21 protein-coding genes and 1 tRNA gene are annotated in these 21,244 nt (G+C 62.7%); 15 read left to right on the forward strand and 7 right to left on the reverse strand.

Going from position 1 to position 21,244, the window contains the following annotated elements; genetic code table 11:
• Window positions 1–35: 35 nt before the first annotated feature.
• Window positions 36–530, reverse strand: a complete 495-nt coding sequence (locus HMPREF2806_RS04060) for a phage holin family protein (RefSeq protein WP_070516357.1) — start codon at window positions 528–530, stop codon at window positions 36–38.
• A 104-nt stretch (window positions 531–634) separates the two neighbouring features.
• On the opposite strand from HMPREF2806_RS04060, the gene HMPREF2806_RS04065 reads away from it, so the two are divergent.
• Window positions 635–1,324 carry a type III PLP-dependent enzyme domain-containing protein gene (locus HMPREF2806_RS04065; protein ID WP_070516360.1) on the forward strand — a complete coding sequence of 230 codons (690 nt, stop codon included), beginning with the start codon at window positions 635–637 and terminating at the stop codon, window positions 1,322–1,324.
• On the opposite strand, the gene HMPREF2806_RS04070 is transcribed toward HMPREF2806_RS04065, so the two are convergent.
• Window positions 1,321–2,136: an HAD family hydrolase gene (locus HMPREF2806_RS04070; protein WP_070516363.1), complete on the reverse strand. Its 816-nt coding sequence runs from the start codon at window positions 2,134–2,136 to the stop codon at window positions 1,321–1,323. The genes HMPREF2806_RS04065 and HMPREF2806_RS04070 overlap by 4 nt on opposite strands.
• A 318-nt stretch (window positions 2,137–2,454) precedes the next feature.
• On the opposite strand from HMPREF2806_RS04070, the gene HMPREF2806_RS12975 reads away from it, so the two are divergent.
• From HMPREF2806_RS12975 to HMPREF2806_RS04115, 9 genes are all read left to right on the forward strand, one after another.
• Complete coding sequence (locus HMPREF2806_RS12975) at window positions 2,455–3,255, forward strand: DUF3800 domain-containing protein (protein ID WP_198531095.1); 801 nt, start codon at window positions 2,455–2,457, stop codon at window positions 3,253–3,255.
• A gap of 338 nt (window positions 3,256–3,593) precedes the next feature.
• Window positions 3,594–4,610, forward strand: coding sequence for a septum site-determining protein Ssd (gene ssd, locus HMPREF2806_RS04080; protein WP_070516388.1), 1,017 nt, complete (start codon window positions 3,594–3,596; stop codon window positions 4,608–4,610).
• Window positions 4,607–5,743, forward strand: coding sequence for a TadA family conjugal transfer-associated ATPase (locus HMPREF2806_RS04085; RefSeq protein ID WP_070516365.1), 1,137 nt, complete (start codon window positions 4,607–4,609; stop codon window positions 5,741–5,743). Before ssd ends, HMPREF2806_RS04085 begins: the two co-directional genes overlap by 4 nt.
• Window positions 5,740–6,489 carry a type II secretion system F family protein gene (locus tag HMPREF2806_RS04090; RefSeq protein ID WP_070516368.1) on the forward strand — a complete coding sequence of 250 codons (750 nt, stop codon included), beginning with the start codon at window positions 5,740–5,742 and terminating at the stop codon, window positions 6,487–6,489. Before HMPREF2806_RS04085 ends, HMPREF2806_RS04090 begins: the two co-directional genes overlap by 4 nt.
• Window positions 6,489–7,046, forward strand: coding sequence for a type II secretion system F family protein (locus HMPREF2806_RS04095; protein ID WP_070516370.1), 558 nt, complete (start codon window positions 6,489–6,491; stop codon window positions 7,044–7,046). The genes HMPREF2806_RS04090 and HMPREF2806_RS04095 overlap by 1 nt, the downstream gene beginning before the upstream one ends.
• Before the next feature lie 59 nt (window positions 7,047–7,105).
• Window positions 7,106–7,294: a DUF4244 domain-containing protein gene (locus HMPREF2806_RS04100; protein WP_049157884.1), complete on the forward strand. Its 189-nt coding sequence runs from the start codon at window positions 7,106–7,108 to the stop codon at window positions 7,292–7,294.
• On the forward strand, window positions 7,294–7,617 hold the full coding sequence (locus HMPREF2806_RS04105; RefSeq protein WP_070516373.1) for a hypothetical protein: 324 nt from the start codon (window positions 7,294–7,296) through the stop codon (window positions 7,615–7,617). Before HMPREF2806_RS04100 ends, HMPREF2806_RS04105 begins: the two co-directional genes overlap by 1 nt.
• Window positions 7,614–7,958 carry an Rv3654c family TadE-like protein gene (locus HMPREF2806_RS04110; protein ID WP_198531313.1) on the forward strand — a complete coding sequence of 115 codons (345 nt, stop codon included), beginning with the start codon at window positions 7,614–7,616 and terminating at the stop codon, window positions 7,956–7,958. The genes HMPREF2806_RS04105 and HMPREF2806_RS04110 overlap by 4 nt, the downstream gene beginning before the upstream one ends.
• Window positions 7,959–8,166: 208 nt before the next feature.
• The gene (locus HMPREF2806_RS04115; protein ID WP_128081847.1) at window positions 8,167–8,793 is read left to right on the forward strand and encodes a hypothetical protein; all 627 of its coding nucleotides are present in this window, start codon (window positions 8,167–8,169) and stop codon (window positions 8,791–8,793) included.
• Window positions 8,794–8,828: 35 nt separating this feature from the next.
• Here the strand turns inward: HMPREF2806_RS04115 and HMPREF2806_RS04120 are convergent, their stop codons facing one another.
• Window positions 8,829–11,201, reverse strand: coding sequence for a DEAD/DEAH box helicase (locus tag HMPREF2806_RS04120; RefSeq protein ID WP_070516376.1), 2,373 nt, complete (start codon window positions 11,199–11,201; stop codon window positions 8,829–8,831).
• A 91-nt stretch (window positions 11,202–11,292) separates the two neighbouring features.
• Between HMPREF2806_RS04120 and HMPREF2806_RS04125 the strand changes: the two genes are divergently transcribed.
• Window positions 11,293–11,496, forward strand: coding sequence for a cold-shock protein (locus HMPREF2806_RS04125; RefSeq protein WP_070516379.1), 204 nt, complete (start codon window positions 11,293–11,295; stop codon window positions 11,494–11,496).
• On the opposite strand, the gene HMPREF2806_RS04130 is transcribed toward HMPREF2806_RS04125, so the two are convergent.
• Window positions 11,493–12,086 carry a DedA family protein gene (locus HMPREF2806_RS04130; protein ID WP_158397573.1) on the reverse strand — a complete coding sequence of 198 codons (594 nt, stop codon included), beginning with the start codon at window positions 12,084–12,086 and terminating at the stop codon, window positions 11,493–11,495. The two genes, HMPREF2806_RS04125 and HMPREF2806_RS04130, sit on opposite strands and share 4 nt — an antisense overlap.
• Before the next feature lie 201 nt (window positions 12,087–12,287).
• On the opposite strand from HMPREF2806_RS04130, the gene topA reads away from it, so the two are divergent.
• Entirely contained in the window at window positions 12,288–15,218 is a 2,931-nt protein-coding gene (gene topA / locus HMPREF2806_RS04135; protein WP_070516383.1) for a type I DNA topoisomerase, read from the forward strand.
• A 545-nt stretch (window positions 15,219–15,763) separates the two neighbouring features.
• Here the strand turns inward: topA and HMPREF2806_RS04140 are convergent.
• Together HMPREF2806_RS04140 and HMPREF2806_RS04145 are read right to left on the reverse strand one after the other, a co-directional pair.
• A complete protein-coding gene (locus HMPREF2806_RS04140) occupies window positions 15,764–17,137 on the reverse strand; it encodes a DUF418 domain-containing protein (protein ID WP_083306502.1) in 1,374 nt (457 codons plus the stop codon).
• A 32-nt stretch (window positions 17,138–17,169) separates the two neighbouring features.
• Entirely contained in the window at window positions 17,170–18,702 is a 1,533-nt protein-coding gene (locus HMPREF2806_RS04145) for an adenylate/guanylate cyclase domain-containing protein (protein WP_070511233.1), read from the reverse strand.
• Here HMPREF2806_RS04145 and HMPREF2806_RS04150 point away from each other — a divergent pair.
• From HMPREF2806_RS04150 to HMPREF2806_RS04160, 3 genes are all read left to right on the forward strand, one after another.
• Entirely contained in the window at window positions 18,701–19,948 is a 1,248-nt protein-coding gene (locus HMPREF2806_RS04150) for a DNA polymerase III subunit delta' (protein WP_083306503.1), read from the forward strand. The two genes, HMPREF2806_RS04145 and HMPREF2806_RS04150, sit on opposite strands and share 2 nt — an antisense overlap.
• A 102-nt stretch (window positions 19,949–20,050) precedes the next feature.
• Window positions 20,051–20,126: transfer RNA gene (locus tag HMPREF2806_RS04155), tRNA-Thr, on the forward strand.
• A 193-nt stretch (window positions 20,127–20,319) separates the two neighbouring features.
• Complete coding sequence (locus tag HMPREF2806_RS04160) at window positions 20,320–20,835, forward strand: ClbS/DfsB family four-helix bundle protein (RefSeq protein WP_034969882.1); 516 nt, start codon at window positions 20,320–20,322, stop codon at window positions 20,833–20,835.
• Here the strand turns inward: HMPREF2806_RS04160 and HMPREF2806_RS04165 are convergent.
• Entirely contained in the window at window positions 20,804–21,130 is a 327-nt protein-coding gene (locus HMPREF2806_RS04165; protein WP_046647912.1) for a hypothetical protein, read from the reverse strand. The genes HMPREF2806_RS04160 and HMPREF2806_RS04165 overlap by 32 nt on opposite strands.
• Between the last annotated feature and the right edge of the window lie 114 nt (window positions 21,131–21,244).

Genomic DNA, 21,244 nt, shown 5'->3' on the forward strand with positions numbered 1-21,244 from the left:
CGGGGCTGTAAAGAGAGAGAAAGGACCCTGAGGGTTTAGGTGTAGAGACCACGCTCGATGGACTTCTCAGCCTTACCCGGAACCAGCTTCTTGAGTTCCTTCGTGGACTGGATGGTCTTCTCCGGGGCCTTGACCTGCTTAACCTGCTTGAAACCGATAAAGGCCACAATGGCGGCGATAACCACCATGATGAGGAAGACAATCAGGAACGCAGCCCAGCGGTCGAGCCAGACCGCCAGCAGCTCTGCAAGGAAGAAGAAAAAGAAGAAGGAGCTATACAGAGCCACGGTGCCGGCCACACCGAACATGCCCGCGCCGATGCCGCCCTTCTTGGCAGAAGCAGCGAGCTCGGTCTTGGCTAGCTCAACCTCAGAGCGAACCAGCTGGGACATCTGCTCGGTGGCGTTGGACACGAGCTGGCCGATGGATGCTTCGCCACGGCGGGAGGTATCCGCATCGCTCAAGGGAATGCTGTCTACCTTCGGGGCGAACTTGTTGGACCCGTCAGTGAATAGTCCGTCGTTGCTCACGGTTTAATACTCCTACTGTTTTGTCGCAATCTATATCGGCCATAGTAATGAACTTTCCAGAGTTCATGTGGTGCGGCCCGCAAAGTGGGTACGGCGTTATTGTAATGGGTATGCCGCATTCTGACCCGCTGACCCCGCTGATGGCCCTTTCTGGGGTGGAGGACAAAGCCGGTTCTGCCGTCGCAGCGATAGCGCGCGTGCACCGCCGGCCCGCGGGCTTGCGCAAGTTTGACGTTATTTCTTCCGAATCGCTGTTGCGCGGTGCGCGGGCGGCCGCGGCGATCGACGGCGCGCCGCTTGAGGCTGACGGTATCCCACCCGCGGTCAGCGCTTATTCTTTGCTCGCTCCGGAAAAGCAGCAGGCTACGGTGCGGACCTTCGCACGGGCCCCGCTGCAGGTCTTGGCCAGCATTGATGTCGCGGCGGGCGGCGCGGGCCACCCGGATCAGGAGCCGGCGGTGGCGCAGGCGCTGGCCCAGCTCATCACGCGCGGGGCCGGGGTGGATTTTGACCGCTTGTTGCCGGTGGTGGTGCACGCGGAGATTGCCGCGCGCTCGCTGTTCGGTGCGCGCAGCACCGCCGTGGCGCTTGTCGCCGCGCGCACCGCCGCCATCCATACCGGCTTCGATCCGCGGGGATTCGCCGTGCCCGAGACCTACCTCAACCGGCACCGCGCGGACTACCGTGCGGCACTGGATGCCTACGACAAGGAACCGGCAGCGCTTATCACGCTGCTTCTCGACGCCTGGGAGGCCGGTGCCCGCGAAGCCGACGGCATCGCGCAAGCGGCCTAATCTCGCAGCTGCTGCCGCGCAAAGAAAACACCGCCGACCACGAGGGCAGCGATGCCGGCCACGACCGCCGAGCCAATACCGAACTCGCGGGCGCTGGGTGTGGTGAAGAGCGGTACGGGATGCTTAAACGTGCGGATTTCCCAGTCATGAGCAAGGGCATGCTTCTTTAACAGGCGGTCCGGGTTCACGGCAACGGGGTGGCCAACCTGCTCCAGCATCGGGATGTCCGTGGCGGAATCGGAGTAGGCAAAGGATGCGTCGGGGTCGACGTTGAGCTCCTGAGCAATGCGTGCCAATGCCTCGGCTTTTGTGGCGCCTTTGCAATAAAACAGTATCTCTCCGGTGAAGCAGCCGTCTTCCTCGGCCAGCTCGGTGGCCACGACGTGTTCGATGCCCAACTCCTGCGCGATGGGCTCGACCAGCACGCTTGCCGACGCCGAGATGATCACCACCTCGTGGCCGGCGGCGCGGTGGGCGTCGATAAGCGCGCGTGCCTCCGCATAAATGGCAGGGGTGACCACTGTGTGCATGGTCTCCACCGCGATGTCGTGGACTTCCTTGACGGACCAGCCGGCGGCCATGGCGGCAAGCTGATCGCGGGTTGTGTCCATGTGTTCACTGCTGTGCCCGGCGAGCATATAGCTGGCCTTGGCTAAAGACAGCTGTAGTGCTTCCGCATGCGTGATGAGCCCGTTGTGCATGAATTCGCGGCCGAAGGCATACGCCGAGGATGTGGCAATGATCGTTTTGTCCAAGTCGAAGAACGCGGCCGCGCGGGTGGCGCCGTCAGTGGGAAAAGGGGTACCGGTCATCGAGGAAGGCCTGCCGTCATTGTGCGAGTTACCCTGCTCATCGTAGCCTCTTAGCAGGCAGAACCGGGAGTGCGTCGGCACGGTGTTAGGGATCTCAAGGAATGTTGTCGCTCGCTGTTGTCATCTGTTCCCTCGCATGTCATAATGTGATGTGCAAGGCCCCGATATACAGTGCGGCCTGCCCCGGCGCACCCCCCCGATGCCGGGTTACCGATGGCCCGCGCACACCCCCCCGAGGCGCGGGCCATCACCTTTTTAATTTTTCCGCCATCAAACTGTTCGTATTTAATGTCCTGGCGTGGCGATATAATCTCAGTCGTGACAGGCTATCGTTCAAATTCTTCCTCTCGCCGAGGAGGTTCCGTTCCCCCTCAAGTGAGTTTGCCACTTGCTACAGAAAGCACCGTCTACTTTGTTGATGAAGCAGGGAGTAAAGGAACTTTAGGGAAGTATTTTGTTGTTGCGGCTGTTCGAACGGGGGATCCTGATTTCCTTTCGAGAGAGATTAAGGCATGTCGTGAGCAGCACAACTTCACAAAGGCTGACGAGATTAAGTTTTCGAAAGTCACTAAACACTCTGGACCTATTTTGCTGGAGATTTTTCAAACAGCGGTAAACGCGGGCTGCTCGTTTGGCGCTTTTGTTCTGGACAAGAGACATTTTGATCCATGGAGTAGCCGAGAACAGTGGCAGGGGCATTTGTTCGCGACAGATCGGCTGTTACGGGGGTTGGTTACTCGGCGTGAGGTTGGGGTGGTGCTGCTTGATCACATTGATGTTCCTGTCGGGGTTCCCTATGGAGATGCGCTGGTGAATTCTCTCAATCAGAGATTTGGAAATAAGCGGTTTGCAACGGCGGTTAGCCTGGATTCTCGGACGTGTCCGGCTCTGCAGGTGGCGGATTTGCTAGCTAGTTCGGTTTTCCATGCGCGAAAGAAGATCGAAGACGTGGGTTTGGAGGCCTTCTTGGAAGATCGTTCGCCAAAGGCCAGGCTTTCGAAAGGTATTGCGGCTGCATTAGGTGAGAGTCACTTCAGTGACTGCCGTACATCACTTTTGAAGATTGAGACAAGCCATGAGAGGTCATTGACAGAATTGAAGCGCCAACGATACTCTTAAATGAGGCGCTGAACGCCATAGCCGCAGGCTAAAAGCAAGCGCCCCTCGGGCCGAGTCTCAGACTCACCACCCGAGTTTGATGGCTAACCAAGCCATTATCTACCGCACTTATTGCGATACCCTCGAGCGTGGCTCGGGGGTATTTGCTTTTGATCCTTAAGGGCGGGTTCTAGTGGTCGTGGAAACACGGGTTCCCTGTGAATTTTCGGTACTTGAGCCCCGGTAATTTTGTTTAAACGTCAGCAAAACAGGGGCAAAAGACGCCATAATGGCGAAGTTATTCACAGGTGGTGAGGAAGTCCTAGCGCGCGGTTGGGGTGCTCGCGCATGCTTCAGGCATGAGCACGTTTCACCTAGTTATCGCTGTTGGGGATTCCACGCTGCGAGCCGAGGCAGCATCCGCAGCCGCCGCCAGTACTGCGGAAATAAGCACCGTGGAGGACCCGCGGGACTTCTCCCGGCACTTGCCCAAGGCGGATGCCGTCTTGGCCGATGCACTGACGGCCCGGCTCGTGGCGGGGCATCCGCGTGTGTATTTCCTGGCCTTGGATCCGGGGCCGATCGATTATGAGGCCGCACTCTGCTGCCGCGCGACTGCCGCCTTCATCGTTCCAGCCCAATCAAAAGAACTCCTGGGCGCATTAGCCGCGGACGCTACCCCTGAGACCACCGTGTCCACTGGTTTAACCCTGGCGGTGACCGGGTCCGCTGGGGGCCTGGGTGCCTCGACGGTGGCGGTGGCGCTGGCCCGCGAGGCAGGCGCGGACCTCCTGGTTGATGCGAGCCCTTATTCCGGCGGCCTCGACTTGCTCACCGGCATTGAGAACAAGCCTGGGGCGCGGTGGCCGGATCTCGCTGCGGGGACCGGTTCGGTTGATGCAGCAGACCTTGTCCGTGCTTTGCCCACCACTCCGGATGGCATCGCGGTTCTCTCAGCGGCGAGGTCTGCCAACGCGGAGGTGGTTGAGATGACCGCGACCCGGCGCGCGGCCATCATGCAAGCTGCGTGTTTATACCCGGGGACCGTGGTGGTGGACTGCCCGCCGTGGGATATCCCCGATGCGGCGGATCACGTGGTGGTGCTGACCGCCGCTGAGGTACGTGCGGCCGCCGCCTGCGCGCAGCTGGTAGCAGAACTTCGCGCCCGGCCGCAGGAATGCTCCGTCGTCGTGCGCAACCGCCAGTGGGCGGGTCTGGACACCAGCGACATCGCCACGGTGACTCATGCAGACCCCATCGCTGAGTTGCCGACGATCCGTGGTCTGACCCGCACGGTGGAAACCAGTGGGCTGCCGCGCCAGCTGCCCCGAGCCCTTACGCGTGCCGCGCGCCAGATGTGGGAGGCCGTGGCATGAACCTGATCGATACGATGCGCACTATCGTGGCCGCCGAGCCACAGCTGGCCCACGATGCACCGGCCTTGGCGCGGCGCATTCGCCAGGAGGCCGGAGTCATCAGCGATGTCGATGTGCTCGACCTTCTGCAGCGCTTGCGCCACGATTCCGTGGGCTTAGGATTATTGGAACCGGTCCTATCGCTGCCGGGGCTGACCGACGTTGTCGTGAACGGCCCCAATTCTTGCTTTGTGGATTGCGGGCAGGGCTTGCAGCCGCGTGAGATTGGCTTTGCCGATGATACTGAGGTGCGCCAGCTGGCCACCCGGCTGGCGGCGGTGGCGGGCGTGCGGCTGGATGATGCGCAACCTTTTGCCGATGGGCGCCTGACCCGCCCCGATGGCACGAGGATCCGACTTCACGCGTTGCTTGCGCCTCCTTCAGCAAGCGGAACCTGCATCAGCCTTCGTGTGTTGCGCCAGGCGCAAACCAGCCTGGAGGAGTTAATAGCCAATGGCAGCATTGATTCCAGCTTGGAGCATGTCTTGCGGGCCGTCGTTGAGTGCCGGGCATCCTTCCTGGTCACTGGTGGGACCGGCTCCGGCAAGACGACGTTGCTCGCTGCCTTGTTGGGGTGCGTGCCCGTCACCGAGCGCTTGCTCATCATCGAGGACACCCCGGAGCTTTCCCCGAATCACCCGCACGTGGTGACCTTGGTCTCGCGCCGGGCCAATGCAGAAGGACGCGGCGAGATTTCCATGTCGCTCCTGCTCCGCCAAGCGCTACGCATGCGCCCGGACCGCATCGTCGTCGGGGAGATCCGCGGCGCGGAGGTCGTGGAGTTGTTGGCTGCGCTCAACACCGGGCACGATGGTGGTGCGGGCACCGTGCACGCAAACTCTGTTGATGAAGTGCCCGCCCGGATGGAGGCACTCGCCGCTCTCGGCGGGCTCGACCGCGTAGCGCTGCATTCGCAGCTTGCGGCCGCAGTGCACGTGGTCCTCGGGATGGAGCGCACACCGCAGGGGCGTCGGCTAGCGCACCTCGGCGTGCTGGAGGGAAACCCGGTTACACCGCAGCTGGTGTGGACGGTCGAAGACGGCCCCCTTCCTGGGTTTGCGCAGCTGTGCTCGCGGCTGGGGGTGGAACCATGATGTGGCTATTCCTTGCAGCGGCGTGTTTGCTCTCACAGCCTGCTTCGGTGACGCGGCTGGAATCGCCGAAGCCTCGCTCGCTGGCACCCGGGGCGCTCTTCCTCGGGGTCGGGTGCTGTGTCTTCTTCGGAAGGCCGACGGTTGTGGTGGCGGCCGGCTGCATCCTGGCCTGTGCGTTGTGGTTTGCCAACGACCTTGCGGCTTCCCGGCGCGAGCGCCGCGGCGCTGAAGCGCTCGCCTCCTACTTTGGCTCTGTTGCGGCCGAACTGCGGGCGGGATCGACGACGGCGGGCGCGCTTCGCCGGGGCGCCGACGCTCTTCCAGACTCCACCCCGGAGAATCTCCGTGCCGTGTTGAGCACGGCAGCGGGCCTCGCGGCGCAGGGCGGGGAACCCGCAGTCGCTCTCACCGCGCCGGAGGTTAGGCGCTACGCGGCGTTGCTCACGCTCTCCGGACGCCATGGCGTGGCCTTGGCGAGCCTCATTGAGCAGGCCCAAAGCCAGCTGGATACCGCGCGCCGTCACGCCGGTGAGACCGTCGCCTCTCTGCAGGGGCCGCAGGCCACCGCGGTAATCCTGGCGTGCCTGCCGCTGGCGGGCATCCTCATGGGAGGGGCGATGGGCGCGGATTCTTTGGGGCTCTTGCTTGGCGGAGGACTAGGTGGCCTGCTTCTCGACGTCGGCGTGGCCCTCGTGTGCGCCGGATTCATCTGGTCGCGCTTGATATTGCGGAAGGCGGCGCAGTGATGGTCGTGACGTATTTATCCGCTGCCTTGCTGGCTGCAGCACTCGCTATTACTGCTGCTGCGCCGGTCGGGCGAATAGCCCAGTCGGGGTCGCGGACACCGCGCCCGAAGACGCCGCGCGATGGCCCAGCGGCAGAATATGGCCCGCTCGATGCGGCAAGCGACTTGGAGCTTTTTGCTGCTTGCCTAGAGGCTGGTCTCTCCACGCGCAGCGCGGTGCTAGCAGTCGCTGAAGCTTCACCACACTGGTCGGAGGCGGCGGCACTTATCGGGGTGGGGGTTCCTATGAGTACCGCGTGGTCGGCGCTGGCCAGTCAGCCGCATTTGGAAGAACTTGTGCGACTGACGCAGCTGTCCGGCGAATCGGGCGCGGCCATGGCGACTGGGTGCCACCGTTTGGTGGCGCAGCTGCGTGCCGAAGCCTCGGCACAAGCTACCGCGCGGGCGGAACGCGCTGGCGTGTTCATCGCAGCACCGCTGGCGGTGTGCTTCCTTCCCGCATTCTTGGTCCTTGGGTTGATACCCGTTCTGATCAGCCTAGGGCAACAACTCCTTTAAATCATCACGCTCAACGACATCAGCACACATAAACACAGGAAAAGAAAGCTAGGTACATCATGCAGAAAAAGGTAAACTACCAGTCACTATTAGGAAATGATGATGGTATGTCCACGATTGAATATGCCATGGGTAGCTTGGCTGCGGCAGCCCTCGCTGCGGTGCTCTACGCCGTGGTCAATGGCGGCGAAGTGACCAGCGCCATTACCTCCATCATCACTGACGCCCTCTCCAACACCCCGGGCTAATGCGCGCGCTTGATGACGCCGGCTCCGTCACCATCGAGGCGGCATTGTCGCTGTCCGCGCTCGTCATCGTTGCCGCGGGAATCGTGGGTGGCATCGCCACGTTGTCAGCCCACCTCGCTGCCGTTGACGCCGCGGGCGCTGCAGCTCGCTCCGCCGCCATTGGCGTGGACTTTCAGCGCGAGGGAGTAACAGTCAACCTCAGTGAGGGCGCAGGCCTCATGACCGCTGAGGCCGCCGTGCCGGCACCTTTGGGGACCATGCGTGCACAGGCGGTATTCCCCGCAGAGATGGCAGCCGGTGGTTCCACAGGGGCGCAGCCGTGAGGCGTCGTCAGCGCAGCTGGTCGCGGATCCTGGTGGGTGAGGAGGGCTATGCCACCGTCGTCACCGCCGGGATTATCGCCGCAGTGAGTTCGTTGCTGTTGGCGGTTGCGGCAGTTGCTTCGCTCGTTGTGGCGCGGCACGAAGCGCAGGTAGCGGCGGACCTCGCCGCGGTCTCGGGGGCGGGGGAGGTGGCTAAGGGCAGGGACGCCTGCACGAAGGCAGAGGAAGTTGCCGCGCTCAACGGCGCGAATCTTGACTCCTGTGTCCTCGATGGTCGCGATGTCGAGGTCACCGCCCGGCTGCGCGGGCACACCGCTATTGCCCGCGCTGGTCCGGTCTAGGAAAATTTCGCGCGTTTAAAGTCGGTGAAATGCACTCGCGTGGGGTCTCGTTGCTACAAGTACCAGTGGGACAACGAATTCCTTCCACGTGAGGTGCATCCCGTAACAGAATTCACTATTTATGCTGGTTAAAGCGATTGACAGGTCTGAGTAGAGAGTAAATACTTAAAGAGTCTCTCGTTCTCTTTTCTCTTGAAAGGTCTAAGCAATGCCCAGCATTGAGATCCCCGGCTTTGGCCGTGTCGGTATGCAACAAATAGTCGGAGCGATTCTGGCAGCTATCGCTGTTGTTGGTGCCCTCGTTGGCGTGACAACTGGAAGCAGCAAGGGGGCTGGTTCGGACAACTCTGGTACAAGTATCTCTTCCCCAGCCCGTCCATCTACTCCAGTGCAGGAACCGGAAATCTCCCTCGAAGAATCCCGAATGATCGCGGAGAAGAACTTCGGAGTGAATCCGACGTTTAAGGAGCGGCTTGGATTATCTGACGCTGCATTGGACCGACTCGTAAGCGAGGTTGATCGTCAACAAAATTCCTTTATGGAACGCAGCGGTGCTACCGCAAGCAATCAAGTCAAGAGCGTTGCGCTTCGTGAACATACAAGAACACCAGAGTTGACTTTGTCCGTTGGGGATAGATGGAAAGGTGAGGTCACTGAGTACAAAAGTGGGGGATTAACTGTTGTGTCGCGCGTTCGGTATGCGCTTCTAGACATGGTTGAAGCTGATGGGGCAATCGATAATATTACTGCGCATAATTCGCCTGCTCTCAAATACGGGATCGTTGTTACGCGCGATGACAATTACATCTACATCACTTCGGTTTATATGTGGTGAGAGCATTACAACGATCTTAGAAGTAGGAATTCTGTCTAGGACGTCATAGTGACCAGTGCGCCGAGGAGGGCTATAGCGCCTGCCTTGTCCAGAGGGTTGTTGCCGTTGCCGCATTTGGGGGATTGCACGCACGACGGGCAACCGGACTCGCAAGGGCAGGAGCGCACGGCCTCAAAGGTGGCTTTAATCCACTCGGGGAAGCAGCGGAAACCTTCCTCGGCGAAGCCGGCGCCGCCGGGGTGGCCGTCGTAGACGAAGACCGTGGGCAAGCCCGTATCGGCGTGCTGCGCGGTGGACACGCCACCGATATCCCAGCGGTCGCAGGTGGCAATGAGCGGCAACAGCCCAATGGCGGCGTGCTCTGCCGCATGGAGGGTGCCCGGGGTGCGCCCGGCGGTGACTCCCATCGCTGCGAGTGCCAGCGGATCGATGGTGTAGGCCACCGCTCGGGTCACCAGGCGCTGCTCCGGCAGGTCAAGGGGGATATCCTCGCCCACGGAGCCATCGGGAAGCCGTACCTGGTAGCCGGTGACTTTGTCGGTCACCTCGACCTCCAGGCTGGCCACCCACAGGCCGGGGGCGTAGTTCACCAGGTCATCGGCTTCGCGCAGGATGCGGATGTCCGTCGTGGACTTCGGCTGCGTGGTGTAGTCCGGCGTCTTCGGTACGGCGAGTGCCACTCCCGGTTCGGCGGGAGCTGCGCCACCAGCGCCGCCGAGGTGAAGTTCCTCGATGACGAAACTTTCACCGCGGTGCAGGTACACCGCGCCGGGATGTACCTGGCTGACCGCGCGGGCTGCATCGATGGTGCCGAGCAGGCGGCCGTCGGAAGAATCGACAATCATGACCTCCTCGCCCGAGCCACCGCGCAGCGAGACGGCCGTGTGCGCGGTCTCCGGGGTGAGCTCGCTGGAGCCAGCGGGCAGGGGAGCGGCAAACCAGCCCTGCGGGCGCCGGCGCAGCAAGCCCTGCTGGGCTAGGTCATGAACCACGTCTTCGGCGTGGAAGGCGGCCACGTCGGCGTCGCTCAGCGGTTTTTCCACCGCCGCGCAGTACACGTGTCCGCCCAGAATATAAGGGTTAGCGGGGTTGAACACGCTGGCCTCGACCGGCCGGCCCAACAGCGCTTCCGGGTGGTGAACCAGGTAGGTATCCATCGGTTCATCGCGGGCTACCAACACCACCAGAGAGCCCTGCCCGCGGCGGCCCGCGCGTCCGGCCTGCTGCCAGAAGCTGGCGACCGTACCCGGGAACCCAGCGGTGACCACGGCATCCAGCCCGCCGACGTCAATGCCCAGTTCCAAAGCCGAGGTAGTGGCCACACCGAGCAGTGAACCATCATCCAGTGCCTGCTCCAGCGCGCGGCGGTCTTCAGCCAAGTACCCCGCACGGTAGGCCGCAATCCGGCGCGCAAAATCCGGCCTGCCCAGCCTCCCGGAGAGCTCCTCCGCTGCCCGTAGCGCGGTGGTCTCTGCCGCGCGCCGCGAGCGCACAAAGGTCAACGTCCGCGCGCCTTGCGCCACCAGCGCGGCCATCATCCACGCTGCCTCCGTCGTAGCGGCGCGACGCACCGGGGCACCGTTCTGCCCTTCGATGCCTTCCATGAAGCCCGGCTCCCACAGCGCGACCGTCCGCGCACCCGTCGGCGCGCCATCCTCGGTCACCGCGAGCACCTCGCGCCCCGTCAGCCGCGCGGTATGCCGCGCCGGATCTCGCATGGTCGCCGACGCCGCAATAATGACTGGCCGCGAGCCATAGTGCTCGCACAGCCGCAGCAAACGCCGCACCACCAGCGCCACGTTCGCCCCGAAAACCCCGCGGTAGGCATGCGCCTCATCGATGACGATGAATTTCAAGTGCCTCAGCACCCGCGCCCACCGCTGATGCGCCCCCAGCAGAGAAGAATGAATCATGTCCGGGTTGGAAAAGATGAACCGCGCTTGATCCCGGATGCCGGCGCGCGCTTCGGTGGGGGTGTCGCCGTCGTAGGGGGCGGGGTGGACGTCGCGAAGCACGGCGATATCCTGCGTGAGCTCCAGCACCGCGCGCAGCTGGTCCGAACCCAGCGCCTTCGTCGGCGTGATGTAGAGCGCGCACGCGGTCGAATCCTGCGCCAAGCGGGACAGGATGGGCAAACGGTAGCCCAGCGATTTTCCGGAACTCGTTCCGGTGGACACCACCACGTCGCGCCCCTCCCACGCGGCCTGTGCCACGGCGACCTGGTGGGCATAGAGCTTGGCGACGCCTTGTTCCTCCAACGCCTCCCGCAACTTCGGTAGGACCCACTCGGGCCACTCGGCGTAGCTTGCTGGCTGGGCGGGCAGGGTGGTGGAGTGCGTTAGCTCGGACTCGGGGAAACGCTCAACAAGGTGCTCGACGAGCTCCTCACCCAGAGGGTTCTCACTCACGCTTGCCTCCACTAATCTGCTGTAGGTGCCCAAACGTGGCACACTAGTGCACTAGTTTGCACTACTTTATTTCCGCAAAGGACAACTCATCATGGCATACGGTACCGTCAAGTTCTTCAACGCCGAAAAAGGCTACGGCTTCATTGAGCAGGAGGACGGCTCCGGCGACATCTTCGTGCACTACACCGAAATCCAAGGAACCGGCTTCCGTACCCTCGAAGATAACCAGCGCGTCTCCTTTGAGATTGGGGAAGACACTAAAGGTCAGCAGGCCACCAACGTCGAGGTGGTTTAGGGGGATTCGGCATAGCCGCGCCGGGTATCCCACCACTCCAGCAGCTTATTCTGTCCCTTCTGCAGGCCGTAGCCGATGATGACGGCGGCGATGATGGAAATGAGCATGGCTATTGCCGGCGAGCCGGAGAAGGCCACGCCGCCGAGATAACCAATGGCTAGAGCCTGTGCCACCCACAGCAGGACGCCGATGGTGTCGAAGAAGAAAAACAGTACCCACGGGTAGCGCATGGAACCCAGCAGAATCGTCATGAAGAGCCGGGCCGAGGGGATGAAACGCGCAATGATGATGGCCGCGCCGCCGCTGCGTCGAATGTTGCGCTTGACCCACGTCAAGGCGTCATAAGCCTTCGTGCCCTTTTGGGCTCTATTAATAAGGGCAATGAGCCGGGTTCCTAGGAGGAAGCACAAGTTATCCCCCAAAATGGCGGCAACCATGGCGACGAAAAACATGGTGGGGAGGTGGGGGAATCCTTGGGAACCAGACCAGGCGCCCACCATGTTGAGGGGAACCTCTGAAGGCAAAACGGGGAAGAAGCAGTCGAGGAAAATCAGCGAGCCCACCAGCGGATAAATCCACTGTGTGGCCATGATGACCTCGAACCATGCAGTAATAGACGCAATCACGCTGTCTCCCGGTTGTGTACTGTGAGGCGAATCCTCGGACGGCCAGTATAGACCCCCGGTTGTGTGGACGTGTACTGGCCTGAATAACTAGAGTGAACCTCTATCTGTGTACTCTAGGGGCAATTGCCCAGCAGAGGACTAGCCATCGGAAGGGATGAAGTCGAAGTGGCAGAAGCTACCGGCCCGGGGAAGACCCTGGTCATCGTCGAGTCAGCAACCAAGGCGAAGAAGATTCAGCCTTACCTCGGCGATAAGTACATTGTTGAGGCCTCCGTCGGCCACATCCGGGACCTTCCCCGCGGCGCTGCCGACGTCCCCGCCAAATATAAGAAGGAATCCTGGGCGCGCCTCGGTGTTAACCCGGAGGATAACTTCACCCCGCTCTACGTCATCAGCCAGGACAAGAAGAAGAAGGTCGCTGACCTCAAGGCCAAGCTGAAGCAGTGCGATCAGCTCTACCTCGCAACAGACCCCGACCGCGAGGGTGAGGCCATTGCCTGGCACCTGCTGGAAGTGCTCAAGCCCAAGGTGCCGGTGCGCCGCATGGTCTTCAACGAGATCACCAAGTCCGCCATCCTGGAGGCAGCAGAAAATACCCGTGAGCTCGATGAAAACCTCATCGACGCCCAGGAAACCCGCCGCATCCTGGACCGCCTCTACGGCTACGAGGTTTCCCCGGTGCTGTGGAAGAAGGTCATGCCGCGGCTATCGGCTGGCCGCGTGCAGTCGGTGGCTACCCGCGTCATCGTCGAGCGCGAGCGCGAGCGCATGGCGTTCATCCCCGCCGAGTACTGGGATCTCACGGCAACGCTGAAGTCCACGCCGGATTTCGACGCGCGCCTGAGCGCCCTGGACGGCAAACGCGTGGCCGCGGGCCGCGACTTCAACGATAGGGGTCAGCTGAAGAGCGACGAGGTGGTCGTCGTCAAGCAGGCCCAGGCGGAGGAGCTGGCCAGCGCGCTGGAGGGCTCCACCATGACCGTGGCCAGCGTTGAACACAAGCCCTATTCGCGCAAGCCTTCCGCGCCGTTTATGACCTCGACCCTGCAGCAGGAGGCGGGCCGGCGCCTGCACTACACCTCGGAGCGCACGATGCGCATTGCGCAGCGCCTCTACGAGAACGGTCACATTACCTATATGCGTACCGACTCGACCTCCCTGTCCAAGCAGGGCCTGGACGCGGCACGTGAGGCGGCGACGTCCATCTTCGGCGCGGAGTTCGTCTCAGATGGACCGCGCCGGTATGACCGCAAGGTGAAGAATTCCCAGGAGGCCCACGAGGCCATCCGTCCCGCCGGCGAGCGTTTTGCCACCCCGGGCCAGCTGGCCGGGCAGCTCGACGCCGAGGAGTACAAGCTCTACGAGCTGATTTGGAAGCGCACCGTGGCCTGCCAGATGGCCGACGCCAAGGGAACCTCGATGAAGGTGACCGCGGCCGTGAGCGCTGGCGGCCACGACGCCGACTTCTCCGCGACCGGCCGCACGATTACCTTCCCGGGCTTCCTCAAGGCCTACGAGGACGTGGCGGCGAAGGACTCGAAGGGAGAGTCCCGCCTGCCGCACCTCAACGAGGGTGACACGCTGAAGACCGCTGCGGTGACTGCCGACGGCCACTCCACCAACCCGCCGGCGCGCTACACCGAGGCCAGCTTGGTCAAGAAGATGGAAGACCTGGGCATTGGGCGCCCGTCGACGTACGCCTCCATCATCAAGACCATCCAGGACCGAGGCTACGTGCTCTCCCGCGGCAACGCGCTGGTGCCCTCGTGGGTTGCCTTCGCGGTGGTGGGCCTGCTGGAGAATAACTTCACCGAGCTGGTGGACTATGACTTCACCTCCTCCATGGAGGATGAGCTCGATGCCATTGCCGCCGGTTCGGAGAACGGCACGGATTGGCTGACTAACTTCTACTTTGGCAACACCGAGGCCGGCGAGCGCAAGGCCGCATCCATTGCCCGCCACGGCGGCCTGAAGTCCCTGGTGGACATCAACCTGGAGGCTATCGATGCCCGCCAGGTCAACTCGCTGCGTCTCTACACCGACGCGGAAGGCCGCGATGTCTTCGTGCGCGTGGGCCGCTACGGTCCGTATATCGAGCGCGCCGTGGGCACCAACGAGGACGGCACGGTGGAGTACCAGCGCGCTAACCTCTCGGAGACGGTCACCCCGGATGAGCTCAACGAGGCCCTCGCAGAGAAGCTCTTTGCCACCCCGCAGGGCGGGCGTGAGCTGGGCCAGAACCCGGAGAATGGCCGCACCATCGTGGCCAAGGAAGGCCGCTTCGGTCCGTACGTGACCGAGCAGGTGCGTGACGACGAGCGCGAGAAGGCCGAGGCCGAAGCCGAGGAGATCGTTAAGGAAGAGCGCGCCGCGGAGGACGCCCAGCGCGCGGCCGAGGGCAAGCGCGCGAAGAACTGGGAGACCAAGACTGCGGCGAAGCAGAAGGAAAAGCGCATTGCTGAGTACGTTGAGGAGAAGCTCAAGCCGGGTACGGCCTCGCTCTTTGCCTCGATGGAGCCGTCCAGCGTCACGCTGGAGGAAGCACTCAAGTTGTTGAGCCTGCCGCGTGAGGTGGGCGTGGACCCCTCGGACGGCGAGGTCATCACCGCGCAGAACGGCCGCTATGGCCCGTACCTGAAGAAGGGCAAGGATTCGCGTTCCTTGGCCAAGGAGGAGCAGATCTTCTCCATCACCCTGGACGAGGCGCGCCGCATCTACGCGGAGCCGAAGCGCCGTGGACGCGCTGCCGCACAGCCGCCGATTAAGCAGCTGGGTGACAATGACGTCTCCGGCAAGCCGATGACGGTCAAGGACGGCCGCTTTGGCCCGTACGTCACCGACGGCACGACGAACGCCTCGCTGCGCCGTGGCGACGATCCGGAGCAGCTTACCGACGCCCGCGCCAACGAACTCCTCTCTGAGCGCCGCGCCAAGGAAGCCGCCAACGGGGGCACGAAGAAGAGCACCAAGAAGTCGACTAAGAAATCGACGAAGAAGGCCACCAAGAAGTCGACGCGCAAGGCGACCAAGAAGGCTACGAAGAAGCCCTCCCCGGGCACGAAGAACGTGGTCAAGGCCGGATCGCGCAGGAAGTAGTTAGGCCATGAAGACCAGCTTCGCGCGCGACATGCTGGACCGTACCCAGGAAGGTACTGCGGCTCTTTTGCGCGCGGTGGGCCCAGCCTTTGCTGGCCGCGATCACTTCACCCTCGGCGCGCTTGCCGCGGGGGAGACCGCCGCATGGTCGGGCCTGTTTACGTGGCGCACGCTGGGCACCGCGACGACGGTTGCAGCCCCTGTGGCCTTGGCCCTACGCCCCGACTGCTCACCAGAGACCCGCGTGGGACTCATCGCTGCTGCCGTGGGCCAAGCCGCCAAGTGCGGTAAACCAACGACATTCGGCGTGACGTGCGTGAGTGTGCAATACGCCTCCTTTGCGTGGGCGCTGCGCGATGCGCGCAATGATGCGTTGGGCTGGAGCTTGCGCACGGGCGCGTGGGCGGCTGGCATCGCGCTAGCTCGTACTCGCAGCGAACGCCTTGCCACGGCAGTCGCCGGAACCCCGGCGGCTGCGCTCTCCGCGCTAGCCGGTGACCCAGCCCTGCGCGCTGCTGAATCTACGCAGGGGCTGAGCCACGGCGCTAACCTGCTTCTGGCCTCTGAGGCGCTGACGGTCCTGAACCCGGTTGAGCAGCGCCAGGATGCGGGCCTGCGTGGCCGAGCCCTGGATGCGGCGCAGTCGGCGGCCCAGACGGTAGGCCTGGTGCTGCTGGTGGATGGGCTGGCGCGGAAGGGCCGCGGTTAGGCGCAGCACCTAATTCCGGGCGCATCGTCTTGCCATAGGACAAGCGGCGGTGCACCCACTCGAAGGGGCCGGGCTTGCCTGCGGCCTCGAGCGCGCAGGCTATGAGAAGCGTTGCCAGCCACACGCCGGCGGCCAACGCTGCCTGGCCCGCGGCGCTGAACTCGGGGCCAATGTTGAGGGTGAAGGGGTAGACCAGCGCCAGGAAGAACACGGACTGCAGCACGTAGCCGGTCATGGAGCGCTTACCGAGCGCGATGAGTGGCCACAGGAACCACGGGCGCGCACCACGGCGCTGCAGGGGTTCTAGGGCGAGTGTTGCCCCCGCCACGATGCCCGGCCCGGTGAGCATGCCGATGCAGCTATTCGCCGCGTTGAGGGGTTCTGCCAGCGCTGGGTCCAGCACCCCAATCGTGGACAAGCCCCAGGGCAGCCCGAGGAAGAGGATGATGGCTAGGGCCAAAAGGGTCCACGCCCACAGCTCGCGCCGATGGCCCCCGGCCAAGGTTCCGCGGCGCGCCCACACGAAACCTACGAGCATCACCGGAAGGACCAAGGCTCCCGTCAGTGGAACGGAAAAAGCTTGGGCGCAGACCATGATGGCTTGTTCACCCAGCAGCTCCCAGTAGGATTCGGCGGCGGTGAAGCCGCTGAGATCAAACTCCGACGTATCGACAAGCGCGGCCCCAACGCCCATTCCGATGCCCGCCACAACCAGTAGCGCACAGAACCCGTAGGCCACGCGCATCAGGAGCTTGTCGGTTAAAGTAAGCAGCAACGCAATGAGCATGCCCATCGCGCCGTAGAGCAGCATGATGTCGCCGGAAAAGAGGAAGAGGCAGTGGAGGGCACCGAATAAAGCCAGAAATCCATAGCGCTTAGCCAACACGGCCTGCGCGCGCCGCAGTGGGAAACCGCGTCGCCACAAGCTCATCGCGATAAGCCCCACGCCAAAGCCGAGAAGCGTGGAGAACATCGGCAGGCCACGCACATGCACGAACATGGCGGAAAAGACCACGTAGATCTTGTCCGCGAGGGAGTCGACGCCGCCGAAATAGGCATCGGGGCCATCGCCGCTGTTCATAATCCACGCGGTGCAAACGTTTGCCAGCGCAATGCCCAGCAGGGCCATGCCGCGGGCGACGTCGGGGACGAGGAGGCGGGGACTCGAATTCTGGCGTGCCGGATGGGGTTGGTGTGGCTGATGAGGCATGGCCCCAAGCTACCAGAACCACAAAAACTTATTTATCCGAGAGCGCGTTCCGCCAACGTCGGGCGAATCGGGCGCGCCAGCTGCGTCATGCGGCGGCGCCCGCGCAGCTCAATAGACTTCATCAGCGTCCAGCGCGCTTGCTCCGCCTCGTTGGCGCCGCGCAGCGTGGCGGAGTTGGTGAGCACCTGGCCCGGGGTGTCCTTGGCCAGCTCGGTGAGACGGGCAGCCTCGTTGACGGCATCACCAATGACGGTGTACTCGAATCGATCCGCGCCGCCGATATGGCCAGCCACCACGTGGCCCGCCGCTACGCCGATGCCCGCCTGCAGCCGCAACCCGCGCAGTTCCTGGCGAAGCTCGCGGGCGGCCTGCAAAGCCATGGAGTTCGCGTCGTAGACCGTCAGCGGGGCACCGAAGACGGCCAGGGCGGCGTCACCCTGGAATTTGTTGATGATGCCCTTGTTCCGGTGCACCACCTCAACGACGTGCTCAAAGAACTTGTTGAGCTCCTCCACCACTTCTTCCGGGGTGTGGTTGACGGCGAAGGTGGTGGAGCCGATGACGTCGATAAACAGCACGGCCACTTTGCGGTCCTCGCCGCCCAGCTCCGGGCGTTCCTCCAGGGCGCGCTGTGCCACCTCGGCGCCGACATAGCGGCCGAAAATATCGCGCACGCGCTGGCGCTCACGCAGGCCGCGCATCATCTCGTTGAATCCGGCCTGAAGAACGCCGAGCTCGGAGCCGTCGTAGATGTCCACCTGGACGTCACTCTCGCCGCGGCGTACGCGGTTGATGGCGTCCTGCAGCTCAATGATGGGATCGACCACGCTCATCATCGCGAACATGGTGCCCATGAGCCCGGTGCCCAGCGCGGTAACGGTCAGCGCGACGATGGCCGGCATGATGTCTGAGGTCTCAGGGCTAAACAGGCCTGCCTGTTGCCCCATGAGGACAAGCACGATGCCGATGAGCGGGATGCCGGAGGTCATCATCCAGGTGGAAAGCAGGCGGTACTTAATCGGCGGCTCCAAGGTGGAATCCTCAAAGCGCCGCGCCACGGCCTCCGCAGCCACGGGGCGCACGAGGCGCTCCGCCTGCAAGTACGTCAACAGCACGATGAGGCCGCCGGCCAATGCAGCAGAAACACCGACCACGACGGCCAGCCGCGCCGAGTGCTGGCCTGCCAGCACCACTGCCAAGATGATGCCCAGCAGCCACACGCCCGCGGCCACACCGGCCTGGTAGAGCGGGATGCGCAGGACCAGGTTGCGCACCATGTTGGGATCATGGTCATCGGGGCTGCGTTGCCAGTCCAACACCGGCCTGAAAAGCCGAAGTGTTACCGCTATGCCGATGATGACCGCAAAGGTCACGAACAGCGTGCCGTAGGTCCACAGGTGGGGCGTGTGAGCGATGAAATCGGAGATCTCCGGCATGGGGAGAAAGAAGACCACGAAGGTCATGATCGCAATGGCGCCGATGATGTTGGCTCCAAGGACGAGCGCGGCGTACATCGGCCATTGAGTACCCCATAACCAGCGGGCGCCACGCATCAGTCTGTTCATGATTAACAACTCTAGTTATCCCAGTAGGCTAGGGCGAGTGAACACCTCCAGCGTTGCCGAAAGGCTTGCCGACGCCCCCTCCGTCTCCCACACCATCCTCAGTGCTGCTCGCGCGGCTCGCGGTGAGGGCGACTCGCGAGCGATGAGCCACTCCTGGCTTTTTACCGGCCCTCCCGGTGCCGGCCGTTCGCTGGCCGCGCAGTGCTTTGCCGCGGCGCTCATGTGTACGTCCGCCGATGAGAACGGCAACCCCGGCTGCGGGCGCTGCCCCTCCTGTCAAAGCGTCCTGGACAATCAAGAGCACACCGACTTGGTCTACGTGGATCCGCAGGAGCAGTTCATCACCGTGGGCGAGGCCCGTGAGGTCATCGGGCGCGCCGCCAGCCTGCCGAGCGTGGCGCCGTGGCGCGTGGTCATCTTCAACAAGGCCGACCGCCTGCGCAATGAGGCCGCCAACGCGCTGCTCAAAACCGTGGAGGAGCCCCCGGAGCGCACCGTCATCATCATGGTGGCGCCCTCGGAGGATCCGGAGGACTTCTCGGTCACGCTGCGCTCGCGCTGCCGTCACCTTTATATTCCGGCGCCGAGTGTGGAGGGCGTCGTCAAGCAGCTCGTCGCCGAAGGCGCCAGCGAGGATGACGCGCGCCTGGCCGCCGTGACCACCCTGCGCCACGTGGGACGTGCGCGACACCTAGTCAACGAGCCCGCCGCGCAGAAGCGCCGCGCCATGGCCATCAACCTGGCCGAAGACGTCTTCCACGGCTCCCAGGCCTTTCAATCCGTCACGGCGCTGCTGAAGTTCATTGAGAAGGAAGCCAAGGACTCCCACGCGGCGGCGGAGGAGGCGGAGCGCTCCAAGATTGAACAATCCTTCGGCGTCGGCGCCAAGGGCAAGGGCGCGACCAAGGCGCAACGCGACGCCCGCAGTGCCCTGAAGGATCTGGAGGAGCTCCACAAGAAGCGCGCTAAACGACGCATCTCCGACGGCCTCGACATCGCCCTCGTGGATCTCGCCGGTATTTACCGCGATGCGCTCATGCTGAAAGTCGGCGCTGAGGTGGAGATGACCCACCCGGACTTCGCGGGCCTGGCGGGCGAACTTGCCCAGCGCGTGAGCGAAGATGGCTTGCTGGCCGCCCAGTCCGCTATCCGCACCTGCCGCGAGCAGCTGCCGCAGAACGTCACCCCGCAGGTGGCTTTCGACGGCATGGTGGGCCGCCTGCGCCTGGCCTGTGGCGCGCGCTAACCAGCACGTGTGCTGCGTGCACACTACAGGTGATAGCCCGATTTCTTTATCAGCCCAGGCCTAGGCTAAACTCTCAGGCGGTGCATATACACACTGCATCGTGCCGCCTTAGCTCAGTCGGTAGAGCATCTCACTCGTAATGAGAAGGTCGCGAGTTCGATTCTCGCAGGCGGCTCCACTTAGACGTCGGATTTGATAAGTACCCTTTTGCGTTAGCGAGTATCGCTTAGGGGGGTGTGAAAAATCGCTTGCGTTAGCGGGTTTGGGTTTTGCGTTAGCGGGTATCTTGTTTGCCCTAGTAAAATGCGTATTTAGGGTTTAACGCGCTAACGAAGCGTTAAACCTAAGGCCGTTTCACGAGGAGGTGTGTGGTGAGATCGTATGCGTCCGGCGATGAACTAGCCGCAGAGATTACTAAGCGTGGCGAACTTTTTATCGGCGAGTTCGTAGGCGTTCCTGGCGATGGTTGGGACCGGCTGGTTGACGGTGTTGACCGCACGCCCCGGCAGATGATCGCCTACCAGCTTGGCTGGATGGAATTACTGCTCGGCTGGGAACGTGACGAACAAGCCGGTCTTGACGTGGTGACTCCGGCACCTGGTTTTAAGTGGAATCAACTGGGCGGATTGTATGAATCGTTCTACCAACGCTGGGAGCAGGTATCTACTGAGGATTTGATCGACAGGTTCAAGATCCTGCTTGGTGAGATAGTCAAAATGGTGGGCGGTCTAACCGAATCAGAATTGTTTAGTTCGGGTCAGCGTGCGTGGGCTTCTTCCACCCCGTCGGCGTGGCCGGTGTGGAAATGGGTGCATATCAACACCGTCGCGCCATTTACGACGTTTCGCACCAAAATCAGGAAGTGGAAGAAACTGGCAGCCTGCTAGCAATAGGCACGGTGATTTCAGTGCCGATTCTGAAGACGAACTGGATCTCGTTGGCTCCGATAACGGCATGGTCGATAAGCGCTGTCCACTGGGATGGTTGAAAATGCTGGATGGGCTTGTCGGCCAACTGGGTGTAGGCGGTTTTGATCGCAGTGGCCTTGGCACTCTTGGCAGCAATCTCGGCCTCGATGGCTTGTTTGCGGCCCAGGGTTTTCTGGTATCGCGCTTCTAGCTGGGTGTAGCGGGCGGGGTATTGGTCCTGGTCTTGCGCTACCCGCTGATTTTCTGCAACCAATGATTCAATCTCGCTGGCAAGAGCGCGGATTTTCTCGTCTAGGCGCTTGGACTCCGCTTCGAGCTGGTCTGTATTAAACAGGCCCTTCCGGTTTTAAAGTGCGTTGATTTTGTC

Origin of the sequence: Corynebacterium sp. HMSC076G08 (genome assembly GCF_001811515.1) — a bacterium.
GTDB classification, from domain to species: Bacteria; Actinomycetota; Actinomycetes; order Mycobacteriales; family Mycobacteriaceae; genus Corynebacterium; species Corynebacterium hiratae.